This is a genomic window from Methylobacterium sp. (genome assembly GCF_019750675.1).
Lineage (GTDB): Bacteria > Pseudomonadota > Alphaproteobacteria > Rhizobiales > Beijerinckiaceae > Methylobacterium.
On sequence record NZ_JAIEOF010000152.1, the window covers coordinates 1 to 16,403 of the forward strand.

A 16,403-nucleotide genomic window follows, 5' to 3' on the forward strand; every position below is an offset into this window, starting at 1 on the left:
CGGCCGGAGGAGTTCGCGTGGGGCGGTCGAGAGGGAAGCGCGGCCGGCAGCCGTCGCGATTCTGGCCGCGCTATCAGGTGGCGTGCGGGCACACCGAAGGCAAGCGCGGCCGTCGGGCCGGATCCGCGATTTCGCGCAATTGCGATCGGTTCGCGGCAGCCGCCGTTAAGGTCCGCGCGCCTAAGCTCCGCCTTCTCTTCTCGGGAGGTCACGATGCGGAGCGGTCAGGTCATCGGCGGCGCCCTGCTCGTCCTGGCGCTCGGTGTGGCGGACGATGCCGAGGCGCGGGGGCGGGGCGGGCGCTCAGGATCGCGGGGCGGCACCGTGCTGGTCTCCACGGGCAGCGCCGCCGGCGTGGCGTCGGCCCGCTACGGTTCCGATCAGGCCACGATGCGCGAGCCCGGCTTGCGTCCCGTCATGCCCGTGACGGCCCCCGCCCCGCTCCAGCGCGAGGTCCGGGCGGCCGAGCCCTGGTGTGCCAACCAGCGCGTGGTCGGCTCCGGCGCCGGGTTCTGCGTCATCAACTGAGCGTGTGGGATCGAAACGCGGCGCTGCCGCGTTTGTCGAGTCGAATCAGGCTGCCGTCCCTTCGGGCGGCGGCCGTTTCGCCGTGCCGTGTCCGGATGGAGGCCCCGGTTCTCGCCCGAGGGCGAGGCGACGACAGGGGCCGGCTCTTTCGGATGCGCGGGGCCGTGTTTACCTCTATAAGCCCGGCCAACATTCGCCTTCAGACTTTTCGATCGACCGTAGGTTCACGATGCTCGGTGCCCTCGCCAAGAAGATTTTCGGCTCGTCCAACGACCGGCGCGTGAAGGGCTATCGTCCCCGTGTGGCCGAGATCAACGCCCTGGAGCCCCAGATCGCCGCGCTGTCGGACGACGACCTGCGCGCCCGCACCGACATGCTGAAGGCCGAGCTCGCCGCCGGCAAAAGCCTCGACGACATCCTCGTGCCGGCCTTCGCCACGGTCCGCGAGGCGGCCAAGCGCGTGCTCGGGCAGCGCCACTTCGACGTGCAGATGATCGGCGGCATGGTGCTCCACGAGAGCGGCATCGCCGAGATGCGCACCGGCGAGGGCAAGACCCTGGTGGCGACCCTGCCGGTCTACCTCAACGCGCTGTCGGGCCTCGGCGTCCACGTGGTCACGGTGAACGACTACCTCGCCGCCCGCGACGCGGAGTGGATGGGCCGGGTCTACCGCTTCCTCGGGCTCTCCGTCGGCACCATCGTGCACGGCCTCGACGACGGCCAGCGCAAGGAAGCCTACGCCTGCGACATCACCTACGGCACGAACAACGAGTTCGGGTTCGATTACCTGCGCGACAACATGAAGTACGAGCTGTCCCAGCTTTCGCAGCGGGGACACAACTACGCGATCGTCGACGAGGTCGACTCCATCCTGATCGACGAGGCGCGTACCCCGCTCATCATCTCGGGCCCGGTGGATGACCGCTCCGAGCTCTACGTCTCCGTCGACGCCCTGATGCCGCATCTGGAGCGCGAGCATTACGACCTCGACGAGAAGCAGCGCACGGTCTCGCTGACCGAGAGCGGCAACGAGTTCGTGGAGGACCTCCTGCGCGGCGCGGACCTGCTGAAGGACGGCGACCTCTACGACGCGCACAACGTCTCCCTGGTCCACCACGTCAACCTGGCCTTGCGCGCCCACACCCTGTTCACCCTGGACAAGGACTACATCGTCAAGAACGACGAGGTGGTGATCATCGACGAGTTCACCGGCCGCATGATGCAGGGCCGGCGCTACTCGGAAGGGCTGCACCAGGCGCTGGAGGCCAAGGAGCGGGTCACGATCCAGCCCGAGAACCAGACGCTCGCCTCGATCACCTTCCAGAACTACTTCCGCCTCTATTCGAAGCTCGCCGGCATGACCGGCACCGCCTCCACCGAGGCCGACGAGTTCGCCGAGATCTACAAGCTCGAAGTCGTCGACATCCCGACCAACAAGGCGGTCGAGCGCGTCGACGAGGACGACGAGGTCTACCGGACGGTGGACGAGAAGTACGTCGGCATCATCGCAGAGATCGAGAAGGCCCATGCGCGCCACCAGCCGATCCTGGTCGGCACCGGCTCCATCGAGAAGTCCCAGCACCTCGCCGAGATGCTGCTGAAATCCGGCTTCACCCAGCTCGACTACTCGGACCCGAACGCGCTGACGGACGTCTACGCCGCCGCCCGCGAGGGCCGGGTGACGAAGCGCTTCGCCGTGCTCAACGCGCGCTTCCACGAGCAGGAAGCCTACATCGTGGCGGAAGCCGGCGTGCCCGGCGCCATCACCATCGCGACGAACATGGCCGGGCGCGGCACCGACATCAAACTCGGCGGCAACGTCGAGATGCGCGTCGAGAAGGAACTGGCGGGCGTGGCCGAGGGCCCGGAGCGCGCGGCCGCCATCGCGGCGATCAAGGCCGAGATCGAGGAGAACCGCGCCAAGGTGCTGGCCTCGGGCGAGCCCGCCGACCCGGAGGCGGGTCGCAAGAAGGCGCTGCCGGGCGGCCTCTACATCATCGGCACCGAGCGCCACGAATCCCGCCGCATCGACAACCAGCTGCGCGGGCGCTCCGGCCGCCAGGGCGATCCCGGCCGCTCGAAGTTCTACCTGTCGCTTCAGGACGACCTGATGCGGATCTTCGGCTCCGACCGCATGGACGGCATGCTGACGCGCCTCGGCCTGGAGCAGGGCGAGGCGATCATCCATCCCTGGATCAACAAGGCGATCGAGAAGGCGCAGCAGAAGGTCGAGGCGCGCAACTTCGACATGCGCAAGAACGTGCTCAAGTACGACAACGTCATGAACGACCAGCGCAAGGTCGTGTTCGAGCAGCGCCGCGACTTCATGGGTCAGGAGAGCGTGCGCGAGACCGTGGACGAGATGCGCCACGGCGTGGTCGACGACCTCGTGGCCGTGCACGTGCCCGAGAACGCCTATGCCGAGCAGTGGGACATCGAGGGCCTGCGCGAGCGGGTCCAGACGGTGCTCAACCTCGACGTGCCGGTGGAGGACTGGGCCAAGGAGGAGGGCATCGCCGACGAGGAGATGCGCGACCGCCTGCGCCAGGCGGCGGACGAGGCCTACGGCGTGCGCGTCGAGAAGAACACGCCCGAGGTGATGACCTACGTCGAGAAGCAGGTTCTCCTGCAGACCCTCGACCACCTCTGGCGCGAGCACCTCGTCACCCTCGACCACCTGCGCCAGGTGGTGGGCTGGCGCGGCGTCGCCCAGCGCGACCCCCTCAACGAGTACAAGTCCGAGGCCTTCGACCTCTTCAACGGCCTCGTCTCGGCCCTGCGCGAGCAGGTGACGCAGCAGCTCTCGCGCATCGAGATCATGTACGACGAGGCGCCGGCCGACGGTGCGGTCGATCCGTTCGGTCAGGCCACCCTGCCGCCGATGTTCGCCCAGCACCTCGACCCCGTCACCGGCGAGAACGAGATGGGCCGGATCGGCACGGGCAGCGACGGCGGGGCCGGCCCCGCCTACGGCTACGCCGCCCGCGAGATGGCGACCGACACCGCCGTTCTCGAGCGCGACCCGCAGGATGCCGGCACCTGGGGCCGGGTCGGACGCAACGAGCCGTGCCCCTGCGGCTCCGGCAAGAAGTACAAGCACTGCCATGGTACGCTGACGGTTTGAGGATGGGCCAACCCGCCCAAAGCCAGATCACCTACGGCATCGAGCCGGACCTCGACGCGGCGGAGTTCCGCCGCGTCCTGGTGGAATCGGGACTCGCCGCCCGTCGCCCGGCCGACGATCTCGCGCGCCTCGGGCGGATGCTGCGCCAAGCCGACCTCGTCGTCACCGCCCGCCGGGACGGCGCGCTGGTGGGCGTGGCGCGCACGCTCACGGATTTCAGCTTCTGCGCCTACCTCTCGGACCTGGCGGTGTGCCGCTCGGCGCAGGGGCTGAAAGTCGGCCAGGGCCTCATTGATGCCACCCGCGCTGCGGTCGGGCCCGAGGCCTCGCTGCTGCTCACGGCCGCCCCCGGCGCCGTCACCTTCTACGATCATATCGGCATGCCGCGCGTGGCCGACGCCTTCCGCTACGAGCGCGAGGCCTGAGCCCGGCGCCCGCAAAAAGCCGCGCTTGCCCGAAAACGAACCCATTTGGCCGGCAGGCCATATGGATACGCTTGAGGGAATGGGGCGAGACGGCATGCAGGACACCCGATCGGCGACGACGCTGCCTCTGCTGGGCCTTCTCCTGGTTGGTCCCGGCCTCGCCGGCTGCAACACCTACGCGGGGAACCCAAACGCCACGGGTTCGACGCTGGCCGCCAAGGCGATGGCTGCCACCGACGAGGAGCGGGACTGCCTCGGCCGGGCCATGTACTTCGAATCGAACCGCAGCGACCCCGAAGGTCTCCTCGCCGTCGGAACGGTGGTGATGAACCGGCTCGAAGCGGCGGCCTTTCCGAATGGCGGGATCTGCGCCGTGGTGGGTCAGCCCCGGCAGTTCGCCCCCGGCGTGCTGACGCGGAAGATGGAGGGCAAGGAACTCCAGAAGGTCGCCGAGGTGGCGGACGCGGTGCTCGACGGCCAGCGCCACCCCAAGGTCGGCCGGGCCATGTACTTCCACACCGCCGGCCTGCGCTTCCCCTACAACAACATGCACTACGTCGCGGTGGCGGGCGGCAACGCCTTCTACGAGAAGCGCAAGCCCGGCGCGGTGGAGCAGGCCGCGCCCCCGGTCGCCCTGGCCTTCGCCTCCGCCGAACCCGCCGCGATACCGATGATGCCCGTGGCGCCGGTGGTACCGGTGGCGGCTCCGGCTCCACCCCGGGCCGACCCCGCCCCGCCTCAGGCCGCGCCCATCCCGGCCCCCCCGGCGGTTCACCGTGCGGAGCCGGTTCGCACGGCGCGGGTCGCGGCCGAACCGAAGCCCGCCGCGGTGGCCCGGACGACGCCCCCGCGCAGCCGCGTTGCCATGACGCCCGCCGCCCTGGCGCCGCAGCCGATCATCCCGCCGACGGTTCTCAATCTGCCGAGGCCGTGAGCCGCCTTGCGGGTTCCGTATCCGATCGCGGGCGCCCCTGAGCCTCGGACCCGGTCGAACCTGCGCTGAGCGGATCGTTTCGTGAGGGTGGTTCCCCGGCACCGCGTGCCGCTTTCGGTCGCGGAGGCCGTGGCGAACGCTGCGCTATGTCCGGTCCTGCCCTCCCGAACACAGCAGGTCGCCATGAATGTTCTCCGCCCGGTCGCTCACCTGTCCGCAGCCGGCCTGCGCGCGGTCGTCCACGCGCTCACGGCCGGCTTCGACGCGCTGACGGGTCCGGTGGGACGCTTGAGCGACCGCCTCGAAGCCCACCTGCGCGAGCGCACCACGCTGCTCCGGGCCTATTACGCGCGCCCCTCGCATCGGCTGTCCGCACCGTTGCCGGTCCTCGACGCGCCCGTCGATCTGGCGCTGCGCGGTGGTCTCGAGACCCCGCGTCGCGTCGCCTGACGGCAAAGCCACGGACGCTCCGGCGCGCCGATGGAGCCGGGGCCGATCCGCGAGGCGGGTGTCGTCCCGGGTCGGGGCCCTACACCGTCACCTGGGTTCCCACCTCCACCACGCGGCCGGTGGGGATCTGGAAGAAGTCCGTGGCGTCGTTGGCGTTCTTGGCGAGCGTGATGAAGATCCGGTCCTGCCACAGCGGCATGCCCGAATGGGCGGCCGGGCGGATCGAGCGGCGGGACAGGAAGAACGACGTCGCCATGATGTCGAACTTGAAGCCCTGCTTGCGCAGCAGCGTCAGGGTCCTGGGGATGTTCGGCGTCTCCATGTAGCCGAACTTCATCACGACCTTGTGGAAGTGCGGGCCGATCGGCTCGATGTGGATGCGGTCGGCTTCCGCCGCGCGGGGGGTGTCCACGGTCTCGACGGTGAGCACCACGTTCTTCTCGTGCAGCACCTTGTTGTGCTTGAGATTGTGCAGCAGGGCGGCCGGCGCGATGTAGGGGTCGCTCGTCAGGAACACGGCGGTGCCGCGCACGTGGTGCGGCGGGCTCTTCTCCAGCATGCCGACGAGCTCGGTCAGCGGCACGTCGGTCTTGCGTGTCTTGTTGATGAGGATGCCGACGCCGCGCACCCAGGTCCACATCATGATGATCAGGGCGCCCGCGAAGAGCAGGGGCACGTAGCCGCCCTCGAACACCTTCAGCATGTTCGACAGCAGGAACAGGAACTCCACCGCCGCGAAGGGCAGGATCGCGAGGCCGGCGGCCCAGGGCGACCATTTCCAGGTCTTCCACAGCACCAGGAAGGCGAGGCTCGCGGTGATCAGCATCGTGCCCGTCACGGCGATGCCGTAGGCCGAGGCCAGGGCGGCCGAGGAGCGGAACAGCACGGCCAGGATCACGACGCCGATCATGAGCAGGGCGTTGATCTGCGGCAGGTAGATTTGGCCCGAATGCGATTCGGAGGTGTGGCGGATCTCCAGGCGCGGCAGCAGGCCGAGCTGGATCGCCTGGCGCGACAGCGAGAAGGCGCCGGTGATGACGGCCTGGCTCGCCGTGACGGTGGCGGCGGTGGCGAGCAGCACCATCGGCAGCAGGCCCCATTCGGGCACGAGCTGGAAGAACGGATCGGTGGTGTCGGGCTTCGACAGCACGAGGGCCGCCTGGCCGAAATAATTCAGGACGAGGCAGGGGCCGACGAGGCCGAGCCAGGCGATCTGGATCGGCCGGCGCCCGAAATGCCCGAGATCGGCGAACAGCGCCTCGGCCCCCGTCACCGCCAGGAACACCGCCCCGAGCGCCACCAGGGCGCCGGTGCCGTGCCCGAGGAGGTAATGCACCGCGTAGTAGGGGTTCAGCGCCCAGAACACGTCCGTGTTGGTGATGATGTGTGGCAGGGCGGCCAGGGCCATGGCGGCGAACCACACCGCCATGACGGGCCCGAAGAACGACGCCACCTTGCTGGTGCCCCGCACCTGGATGAGGAACAGCGGCACGATGATCGCGATGGTGATCGGCAGCACGTAGGCTTCGAAGGCCGGGGTGACGAGCTTCAGGCCCTCCACCGCCGAGAGCACCGAGATCGCCGGCGTGATGATGGCGTCGCCGTAGAACAGCGAGGCCCCGAGCAGTCCGAACATGAACACCACCCGGGAGCCGCCGAGCGCCGTGCGGGCGAGCGCCATCAGCGAGAGGATGCCGCCCTCGCCGTTGTTGTCCATCCGCATCAGGATGACGACGTACTTGATGGTGACGATGAGGACGAGCGCCCACAGGATCAGCGAGGCGACTCCGAGGACCTCCTCGCGCAGCAGGATGCCGTCGGCGCGGGCCGAGACCAGGGCCTCGCGGAAGGCGTAGAGCGGGCTCGTCCCGATATCGCCGTAGACGACGCCGATGGAGCCGAGGACCAGGGTCCAGAGGCTCGCGGGCGCGTGGGCGCGCGCGGTTTCGGCGGCCCCGTCGGCGACGGGGGGCGGGCTCCCGGCTCCCTCGGATTTGGCGGCGGGCGCGCTCGAAGGGGCGGTCTGCGTCATTCGGCTCGATCGAGGCTCGTTGCGAGCCCAACGTCTCGCGGCACGGCTTCAGGCCGCGCGCGGGAACGCCGGGGCCGGCTCCGACGTAGTCGGCCGGCGGGGGACGGTTGCGTTCACGCTATCATGCGGCGCAGCATGAGAGAACGGCAACCTGGATCGAGGCGGCCGTTCTGGCATGGCTGACGCTGCGCCCGAGGGCTACTCGGCCGCGGTGCGGGTGCCGGAGCCGAAGCGGCGCTCAATGTAGTCGGTCACCACGGTCTCGAAGTCCTTGGCGAGCGTCGGCCCGCGCAAGGTCATGGCCTTCTTGCCGTCGATGAAGACCGGGGCGGTGGGCGTCTCGCCGGTACCCGGCAGGGAGATGCCGATGTCGGCGTGCTTCGATTCGCCGGGGCCGTTCACAATGCAGCCCATCACCGCCACGTTGAGGCCCTCGACGCCCGGATAGGCCTTCTTCCATTCCGGCATCGAATTGACGATCCAGCTCTGGATGTCGCGGGCGAGTTCCTGGAACGTCGTCGAGGTCGTCCGGCCGCAGCCGGGGCAGGCCGCCACGAGCGGCACGAACGTCCGGAAACCCATGGTCTGCAGGAGTTCCTGCGCGGCCTTGACCTCCACGGTGCGGTCGCCGCCGGGCTCCGGGGTGAGCGAGTAGCGGATCGTGTCGCCGATGCCTTCCTGCAGCAGCACGCCGATGGCGGCCGATGCCGCCACGAGGCCCTTCGAGCCCATGCCGGCCTCGGTGAGGCCGAGATGGATCGCGAAGTCCGAGCGGCGCGCCACCTCGCGGTAGACCGCGATGAGGTCCTGCACCGCCGAGACCTTGGCCGAGAGGATGATCTTGTCCTGGGACAGGCCGAGTTCGACGGCGCGCTCGGCCGACGAGAGGGCCGACTGCACCATGGCCTCGCGCATCACCGCGCGGGCGTCGATCGGGCGGGCCGAACGGGCGTTCTCGTCCATCAGGTGGGTGAGGAGCGCCTCGTCGAGGGAGCCCCAGTTCGCGCCGATGCGCACGGTCTTGTTGTAGCGGATCGCCTGCTCGATGATCGTCGAGAACTGCGTGTCCTTCTTCTCCTTGAAGCCGACATTGCCCGGGTTGATCCGGTACTTGGCCAGCGCCTCGGCGCAGGCCGGATGGTCGGACAGGAGCTTGTGGCCGATGTAGTGGAAGTCGCCCACCAGCGGCACGTGCACGCCGATGCGGTCGAGGCGCTCGCGGATCTTCGGCACGGCGGCGGCGGCCTCGTCGCGGTCCACGGTGATGCGCACGAGCTCCGAGCCGGCCCGTGCCAGCTGGGCCACCTGCGCCACGGTGCCGTCGATGTCGGCGGTGTCGGTGTTGGTCATGGACTGGACGACGATCGGCGCGCCGCCACCCACCGTGACCGCACCCTCGCCGGACCCGATGGTGACGCCGACCGTGCGGTGCCGGGGGCTCGGTCCTGCGATCTCGGGGCCGGTGCCGCTGATCGGGTTGACGGGGGTCGCGTCCATGATGTCCATCGTTGACTGTGCGCTCCGAGGAACGTCCGTCGGCGACGGTGAGCCGCCGACCGGGCCGGTTCGGGCCGGGTGACGGCGTTCCGATGCCGCAAACAATACGCCCTCGATCGTTTAGCTGAGATGACGGCGGGCGGGCGTCAAGCCCGCTGCGTCACCGGACGGGCCGGAGGGCGCGAGCGGGCGCTGGATCGTACTCGGCTCTTCCCATGTCCCATCTGCGCGGCGATGTCGAGTTTTCGGGGCCGTCCGAGGGGCAGGGCTGCGCACGGGACAGGGAACCGCTGCATCTTCCGGCCTGTTTGTGGCCTTGCGGCATCATATATTGCGATGCAGCATAAAACTTTGGAGTTCAGCATGCTCGATCCGCAACAGGAACCGCCGGTCGATTCGCTCATCGACGTCCCCGTCGAATGTGACCTGCCGATGCAGCCCTCCCCGGGCACGCGCGTCATGGCGGGGCCGCGGGCGGAGAAGACGGTGGCGCTGGCGCTCCAGGGCGGCGGCGCGCACGGCGCCTTCACCTGGGGCGTCCTCGACGCGCTGATCGAGGACGGGCGCCTGGGCTTCGAGGCGATCACGGGGGCGAGCGCGGGCGCCATGAACGCGGTCGTGATGGTCGACGGCTGGCTCGAGGACGGGCCCGCGGGGGCCCGCAGGGCCCTGGCGCGGTTCTGGCGCGAGGTCAGCCTCGACGGCGATCTCTGGCCGGCGCAGCGCAAGGCCTTCAGCGGCGTGTTCGAGTTCTGGTCGAACAACCCCGTGGTGGAGTTCTGGAGCCGGGCGTTCCGGACCAGCCCCTACACGTCGAATCCGCTGAACTACAATCCCCTGCGCAAGGTCCTGGCCGCGCAGGTGGATTTCGAGCGCCTGCGCGGGGCGGAGACGGCCGGCGTGTTCGTCTCGGCCACCAATGTCTGGACGGGCAAGCTCGCGGTGTTCGAGCGCGAGTCCCTCAACGTCGACCACCTCATGGCCTCCGCCTGCCTGCCCACCGTGTTCCAGGCGGTCGAGATTGACGGCGTGCCGTACTGGGATGGCGGTTACCTCGGCAACCCGCCGCTCTATCCCCTCTATCGCGGTGCCGAGACCCGCGACATCGTCCTGGTGCAGATCAACCCGGTGGAGCGCCGCGAGACCCCGCGCACGCCCCAGGAGATTCAGGATCGGCTCAACGAGATCACCTTCAACGCCAACCTGATGCGCGAACTGCGCGCCATCGATTTCGTCGACCACCTGATCAAGGAGGGCGTACTGGGCCGGGGCGAGTACCAGTCCCAGTACGTCCACCGGATCGACGGCACCGGCGCCCTCGACGAGTACCAGGCCTCCTCGCGCCTCGACGCCCGCTGGCGGGTGTTCGAGCGCCTGCGCGACAAGGGCCGCGGCGCGGCGCAGGCCTGGATCGCGGAGAACTACGAGCAGATCGGCCGCACCTGCACGCTCGACCTCGAGGCGACCTATCGCTGAACCGGAATCCGAGCCAGATTCCCGAGCCCGAGTCTCCTGCGTTCCAGATCTCCCGCGCCCGGGGTCTCGTGCGTGCGAGGGGATTAAAGGACGGGGGCCGGACGTTGACCCAACTATGACGACCGAACCGAACCGGCCCGGCACCGCCTCCATCGTCGACCTGCTCGTTCCGCTGCGGCGCTACGCGCGCGCCCTGACGCGGGACACCCTGCGGGCCGACGACCTCGTCCACGACGCCCTGGTGCGTGCCCTCGAATCGGGCCAGGCCTCGCGGCCGAACACCAACCTGCGGACCTGGATGATGACGGTCCTGCACAACGTCTTCATCGACGAGCAGCGCCGCAAGCGCGTCGAGGCCCGCCACGCCGATGCCCTGGTGCAGATGAGCGAGGAGGTGACGCCGCCCTCCCAGGAGGCGCAGGTCCGTCTCGCACAGATCCGGCGCGCCTTCCTCACCCTGCCGGAGGAGCAGCGCGCCGCGCTCCATCTCGTGACCCTCGAAGGCATGGCCTACGCGGATGCCGCCGCCGTGCTGGGGATTCCGATCGGAACCCTGATGTCCCGCCTCGGCCGGGGCCGTGCCGCTTTGCGGGCCTTCGAGGAGGGCGAGCGCAATCCGGAGCGGCCGGCTGGCGGCGACGTCGCCGAGCGGCGCCGGCGCCTGTCCGCAGAGCGTCCGCGCCTTCGCCTCGTCTCGCCGGACGAGCCCGACGGTCCGTTGCTGCGCCGGGCCATCGGCGACATCTGAATCGCATGAATTCCGGGGCGGACCAGGACCGATAGGGCCGGATCATCCCCGAAGCGCGGCCGGGACGTCTTGTCCAGGGACGCGCCCCCTGTATCTGACCGGAGCCGACGCCATGGAACCGACAGCGATGATCGATCCGATCACCGAGAACGACCTCACCGCCTATGTCGATGGGCAACTCGAGGGCCTTCGCCGCCTCGACGTGGAAGCGCATCTCGCGCGCCACCCCGAGACCGCCGCGCTGATCATGGCCGAGCTCCACGACCGGGACGCCCTGCGCCAGGCCTTCGCCGCGCTGCCCGGCCCCGGCCCGGAGCGCAACCGCGTCGCGGCGCGGCGCCTCGACCGCAACCTCGCCTGGCGCCGGTTCGGTGATCGCCTGCGCCGGGCGGCCGTCATCGCGCTCCTGGTGGGCACCGGCTGGCTCGCCCACTCGGACGGACCGTTCCTCGGTGTGCCCGACACCTTCGCGGCGTCCGTCGATCCGGCCCTCGTCGCCGATGCCCGCCACGCCCGCGAGGCCGCGCAGGTCCGTGCCGGCATCGCGTCCCAGCGCGGACTGGTGGGGTCCTACGACCGCGACGGCATCAGTGCCGCGACTGGCATCACCCTGCCGGACCTGCCGGCGGACTGGATCGTGCGCGACGTGCAGATCGTCCCGGCCCGGAACGGGACTGGCGTCGAGGTCATGATCGATGCCGGCGCCCTCGGGGAGGTCTCCCTCTTCGCCACCCGCGGGTCGGCCACTGCCGGTTCCCACAGCGAGGTCACCAGCCCGGGCGACGGCGAGACCGCCTACTGGACCGCCGCCAACACCGCCTACGCCTTGAGCGGAGGCCGCGACCATGCGGGTCTGGGCGACGCGGCGCGCCGGCTCGCTGGGCACGGCGCCCGGAGGCTCTGAGGCCGCGTCACCCGACATGCGGTGACAAAATCGGGCGTTTCGAACGGGAGCGAGAACGGGTCGGACCGCGTTCAGATCAGGAATGCCATATGCCTGTTGCAAGAGGGTGTTACGCTCTCGACGCACATGCTCTTTGCTCAACTCTGATCCCGAGACGCCGATGGCCCGCCTGACCCTCGTCCTGACGTTCCTCGCCGCCTCGCCTCTGGCGGCCGTGGCACAGGATGCCGCGCAGAAGCCGGCCTCCGCGGCAGCCGTCGGGGTGACGCCCTTGACGCCGGGCAAGCCGGCCCGCGCCCCCTATCTCACGGATGCCCAGGCGCCCGACACCGTCGCCATCCTGAATGCGCCGCCCCGGGGACAATCGGCGGCGGAGGCGGCCGACAAGGCGGCCTTCAACGCCACCCGCTCCCTGAAGGGTGGCCCGCGCTGGGCCTTGGCCACCACCGACGTGGCGGACGGCGCCTCGGCCATCCTCGACGATTTCGCCTGCGTCATCGGCCAACGGATCGACCAGTCGCGGGCGCCGGCCCTGATGACCCTGCTGGAGCGTACCCGCCTCGATATCGCCCGCGCGACCCGGGCACCCAAGATGCACTACCGCCGCCTGCGCCCCTTCGTCGGCAACGACGCGGAGATCTGCGTCATGCGGACCTCGGAACTGGACAACGCCTTCAGCTTCCCGTCGAGCCACGCGACCCAGGCCTGGACCTACGCGGCGATCATGGCCGCGCTCATGCCCGAGAAGGCCACGCAGTTCTTCGTGCGGGCCCGGTCCTACGGTGAGAGCCGTGTCGTCTGCGGTCTGCACTGGGTCAGCGACATCGAGGCCGGTCGCACCGCCGCCAGTGCCGTGTACGCCGCCCTGCAGGGCGATCCAGGCTTCCGCGCCGATCTCGAGAAGGCCCGGGCGGAGCTGGGCAAGCTGGTCACGAGTGGGGGCACGGCGCCGGATCAGGCCATCTGCGCCCGCGAGGAGGCCGCCGCCCGCGAGCCCATCCTGTAGCCTTCGGCCGGGCCGCCGAGGGATCGCCGCGTCCGCCGACGGAATCCCGCCTCCGAACCAGGATCGTTCGGGGCTTATGAGGAGAGGGCTCGGCCGATTCCCCGGTCGAGCCCTTTGTTTTCCCGTGAAAACGTTAACCGCGTCCGGTCGGGACGAAGGCTCCCTCAGGACCGGGTCGCGCCGCCGGCCTGTCCGCGCTTGCGCCGGCGCGCCAGGATGTTCAGGCCCTCGACGCCGGCCGAGAAGGCCATGGCCGTGTAGATGTAGCCCTTCGGCACGTGAGCCCCGAAGCCCTCCGCGATCAGCGTCATGCCGATCATGATGAGGAAGCCCAGCGCCAGCATCACCACGGTCGGGTTCGCGGCGATGAAGCGGGCGAGCGGGTCGGCTGCGAGCAGCATCACGGTTACGGCCGAGACCACGGCGATCACCATGATCGGCACGTGCTCCGTCATGCCCACCGCCGTGATGATGCTGTCGATGGAGAAGACGAGGTCGAGGACGAGGATCTGGCCGATCGCCGCCGCGAAGCCGAGCTGCATCCCGCCGACATCGCTTTCCTTGGAGTCCGGGTCGACGCTGTGATGGATCTCCTTGGTGGCCTTCCAGAGCAGGAACAGGCCGCCCGCGATGAGGATGAGGTCCCGCCAGGAGAAGCCCTTGCCGAACACCTCGATGATCGGCTGCGTCAACGCGACGATGTAGGCGATGGTGGCGAGCAGCCCCAGGCGCAGGACGAGGGCGAGCCCGATGCCGATGCGCCGGGCGCTCTGCTGGTTCTCCGGCGGCAGCTTGTTGGTGATGATCGAGATGAAGATGAGGTTGTCGATGCCGAGCACGACCTCCATCACCACGAGGGTGGCGAGGGCCGCCCAGGCGGTGGGGTCGTTGGCGAGTTGAAGCAGGCTGTCCACGTGGACCTCGTTCGGGGAGACGGGACCGGCCTTCGGAACACCTCGGAAGGCCGGTCGAGCGAAAAGGAAGACGACGAAGCGAAAAGGGGGCCGGCCGGTCAGCGCCCGGAACTTGGCCCCGCGGCCACGCCGGGCCGCTCGGCCGGGGCCGGGCTGATGATCCGCACGGCCTTCGGCAGAACCTTGAAGTGCGCCGGCGTGTAGGTGGAGAGTTCGCCGTCGGTGTTGACCGGGCGCGGCTTCTTCGTCTTGACGACGATCTCCGTAGTGCTGAAGGCGCGCACATCCGCGGCCTTGCCCTGGGTACCCTTGCGCAGGGCGGGCAGCAGCATCAGCAGGCGCCACCAATGGGCGACCTCCAGGCTGTAGAAATCGAGCTTGCCGTCGTCGACGGTCGCGGTCTCCTCCACGGTCATGCCGCCGCCGTAGTGGCGTCCGTTCCCCACCGAGACCTGAATGGTGCGCACGGTCTCGGTCTGACCGTCATGCTCGATGTACACCGTGAAGGGCCGCATCCGCCGCAGCACCCGGATGGCGGCGATGCCGTAGCCGAGGGTACCCCAGGTCTTCTTCGACTCCGCCGTGAGGTCGCCGGCGAGATCGGCCGAGAAGCCGATGCTGGCCACGTTGAAGTAGTAGTGTCCGTTGACGCAGCCGAGATCGGCCGGCCGGGCCTCCTCGGTGGTGATGAGGCGGGCCGCCTCCACCGGGTCCACCGGCAGGCCGAGGGAGCGGGCGAGGTCGTTGGCGGTGCCGAGGGGCAGGATGCCGAGCGGCAGGCCGGTCTCGACCAGGGCGGGGGCCGCCGCGTTCAGGGTGCCGTCGCCGCCTCCCAGGATGACGAGGTCGCAGCCCTGCGCGTGGCGCTTGATCACGGCGCTGCAGTCGGCGTCGCCCTCCGGCTCGAACGGGGTGATGCCCCCCTCGCGCAGGACGTTGCGCACCTCCTCCAGGGAGAAGCCGCCGTTTCGGGCCTTCGGGTTGACGAGGAGGAGGGCCTTGCGTGGCGTAGCCTGGGGCGCGGCGCTCATCGCGGCACTCCAGGGACGGATGGGGACGGCAGCAAGCAACGATGGAGCATGGGGTCTCAACCCTCCGGTGCACTCGCGCCGCGTCAGCGCAAAGGCATGGAAGGGTCCGACATCACGGTCAACGCCTCGACCGCCAGAGGGGCCCGGACCCGAAGCACCACAAGTTGGGCGCAGGCTTGGCAATGACAAGGGTCGCGCGGCAGACAATGCCGGCGCGCAGGGCGATGCCGGCGCGGGCGACACGGCCGGCGCGGATGACAATGCCCGGGCGGACACACGGGCCCGCTATTCCCGCATTCCCCCCGACGGCTGCGGAACCCGTCACGATTCAGGGAAACTTAGCGAGGCCGGACGACGTTTCCCCTCGGTCGATCGGTCCGACCCCATACGCTCCATCCCGAAACCTGGCCGCGACCCCGGTGATGTGCCATGCGCCACGGCTCCTGCTTCGACGCCCTCCGACTGCCCTGCTCGACCGCCCTGGTGGGTCTCGCCCTGTCGGCGGGGTTCGCGCAGGCCCAGACGCGTCCGAGCTGGGTCGATCCCCCGGCGCGCCAGCCGACCGAGGCCCCGGCGCCCGAGAAGGTGCCGGCCAGCCGGCCGGCCGCCGAGGCACCCGAGACGAAACCCGCCTCTCCGCGATCCCTGGCCGAGACGCCGCCGGTCAAGGAGACGAACGAGGCCGCACAGGAGGCGGGCCGCTCCGAGCGGCTGCCCATGGCGGCGCAGCGCCGCCGCCTCGCGACCCCGGCCCCGGAGACCCGGCGCGGCCTGGGCGCCCGCGAGGAGGCGTCCGACCATCTGCGCGTCCGCCCCCGCATCGCGCGGACACCCGCGATGGCACCCGCCACCGCGTCCGAGGCGAACTTTCCGGCCTGGGCCCTCGCCGCGACCCGCCTGACCGACACGTACCTCGACAGCGTCTCCGGCTCCGGCGACGGCATGGTCGCGGCCGCGCCCCGCTTCTACGCCGAGCGCGTCCAGTTCCACGGCCGCAGCCTGTCCCTCGCCGCCCTGATGGCGGAGAAGCGCCGCTTCGTCCGGCGCTGGCCCGAGCGGCGCTACGAGGCCCAGGGGGGCGCCACCCAAACGGCCTGCAACGCCGCCACCGCGACCTGCATCGTGAGGACCACGTTCGACTTCCGAGCCGACAACCCGGCCCGCGGCGCCCGCTCGCAGGGCGTTTCCGAGCTGACCCTGACCATCAGCTTCGCCGGACCGCGCCCGGTCATCGTCGCCGAATCGAGCCGCGTCCTGCGCCGCTATGGTGCGGGCGCGCTGAGCGCTATAGCGGATCGTCAACGTGGTGCGTGACATCGTGGTGCGTGACTTCG

Annotated in this window: 14 protein-coding genes; 10 read left to right on the forward strand and 4 right to left on the reverse strand. The window is 70.0% G+C overall.

Going from position 1 to position 16,403, the window contains the following annotated elements; translation table 11 throughout:
* The first annotated feature begins 213 nt into the window (after nt 1–213).
* The 5 genes from K2X24_RS08110 to K2X24_RS08130 all read left to right on the forward strand — a co-directional run bounded on the left by K2X24_RS08110 (nt 214) and on the right by K2X24_RS08130 (nt 5,461).
* Complete coding sequence (locus tag K2X24_RS08110) at nt 214–528, forward strand: hypothetical protein (RefSeq protein WP_292496589.1); 315 nt, start codon at nt 214–216, stop codon at nt 526–528.
* A gap of 229 nt (nt 529–757) precedes the next feature.
* Nucleotides 758–3,652, forward strand: a complete 2,895-nt coding sequence (gene secA, locus K2X24_RS08115; protein WP_292496592.1) for a preprotein translocase subunit SecA — start codon at nt 758–760, stop codon at nt 3,650–3,652.
* Between the two features lie 2 nt (nt 3,653–3,654).
* Nucleotides 3,655–4,077, forward strand: a complete 423-nt coding sequence (locus tag K2X24_RS08120; protein WP_292496594.1) for a GNAT family N-acetyltransferase — start codon at nt 3,655–3,657, stop codon at nt 4,075–4,077.
* 94 nt (nt 4,078–4,171) lie between these two features.
* On the forward strand, nt 4,172–5,011 hold the full coding sequence (locus K2X24_RS08125; protein WP_292496596.1) for a cell wall hydrolase: 840 nt from the start codon (nt 4,172–4,174) through the stop codon (nt 5,009–5,011).
* Nucleotides 5,012–5,194: 183 nt separating this feature from the next.
* Entirely contained in the window at nt 5,195–5,461 is a 267-nt protein-coding gene (locus K2X24_RS08130; RefSeq protein WP_238276167.1) for a hypothetical protein, read from the forward strand.
* 79 nt (nt 5,462–5,540) lie between these two features.
* Here K2X24_RS08130 and K2X24_RS08135 read toward each other — a convergent pair whose 3' ends face one another.
* Together K2X24_RS08135 and ispG are read right to left on the reverse strand one after the other, a co-directional pair.
* Nucleotides 5,541–7,493: a potassium transporter Kup gene (locus K2X24_RS08135; protein WP_292496599.1), complete on the reverse strand. Its 1,953-nt coding sequence runs from the start codon at nt 7,491–7,493 to the stop codon at nt 5,541–5,543.
* 198 nt (nt 7,494–7,691) lie between these two features.
* Nucleotides 7,692–8,999, reverse strand: a complete 1,308-nt coding sequence (ispG, locus tag K2X24_RS08140) for a flavodoxin-dependent (E)-4-hydroxy-3-methylbut-2-enyl-diphosphate synthase (protein ID WP_292496602.1) — start codon at nt 8,997–8,999, stop codon at nt 7,692–7,694.
* Between the two features lie 354 nt (nt 9,000–9,353).
* On the opposite strand from ispG, the gene K2X24_RS08145 reads away from it, so the two are divergent.
* From K2X24_RS08145 to K2X24_RS08160, 4 genes are all read left to right on the forward strand, one after another.
* On the forward strand, nt 9,354–10,466 hold the full coding sequence (locus K2X24_RS08145) for a patatin-like phospholipase family protein (protein ID WP_292496604.1): 1,113 nt from the start codon (nt 9,354–9,356) through the stop codon (nt 10,464–10,466).
* 115 nt (nt 10,467–10,581) lie between these two features.
* The gene (locus K2X24_RS08150) at nt 10,582–11,214 is read left to right on the forward strand and encodes a sigma-70 family RNA polymerase sigma factor (protein WP_292496606.1); all 633 of its coding nucleotides are present in this window, start codon (nt 10,582–10,584) and stop codon (nt 11,212–11,214) included.
* A 112-nt stretch (nt 11,215–11,326) separates the two neighbouring features.
* Complete coding sequence (locus tag K2X24_RS08155; RefSeq protein WP_292496608.1) at nt 11,327–12,118, forward strand: anti-sigma factor; 792 nt, start codon at nt 11,327–11,329, stop codon at nt 12,116–12,118.
* 160 nt (nt 12,119–12,278) lie between these two features.
* Nucleotides 12,279–13,124, forward strand: coding sequence for a phosphatase PAP2 family protein (locus K2X24_RS08160; protein ID WP_292496610.1), 846 nt, complete (start codon nt 12,279–12,281; stop codon nt 13,122–13,124).
* 164 nt (nt 13,125–13,288) lie between these two features.
* Here the strand turns inward: K2X24_RS08160 and K2X24_RS08165 are convergent, their stop codons facing one another.
* Together K2X24_RS08165 and K2X24_RS08170 are read right to left on the reverse strand one after the other, a co-directional pair.
* Nucleotides 13,289–14,038, reverse strand: coding sequence for a TerC family protein (locus tag K2X24_RS08165; RefSeq protein ID WP_292496612.1), 750 nt, complete (start codon nt 14,036–14,038; stop codon nt 13,289–13,291).
* 98 nt (nt 14,039–14,136) lie between these two features.
* A complete protein-coding gene (locus K2X24_RS08170; RefSeq protein WP_292496615.1) occupies nt 14,137–15,069 on the reverse strand; it encodes a lipid kinase in 933 nt (310 codons plus the stop codon).
* A 429-nt stretch (nt 15,070–15,498) separates the two neighbouring features.
* On the opposite strand from K2X24_RS08170, the gene K2X24_RS08175 reads away from it, so the two are divergent.
* Nucleotides 15,499–16,383, forward strand: coding sequence for a hypothetical protein (locus K2X24_RS08175; protein WP_292496617.1), 885 nt, complete (start codon nt 15,499–15,501; stop codon nt 16,381–16,383).
* Nucleotides 16,384–16,403 lie beyond the last annotated feature (20 nt).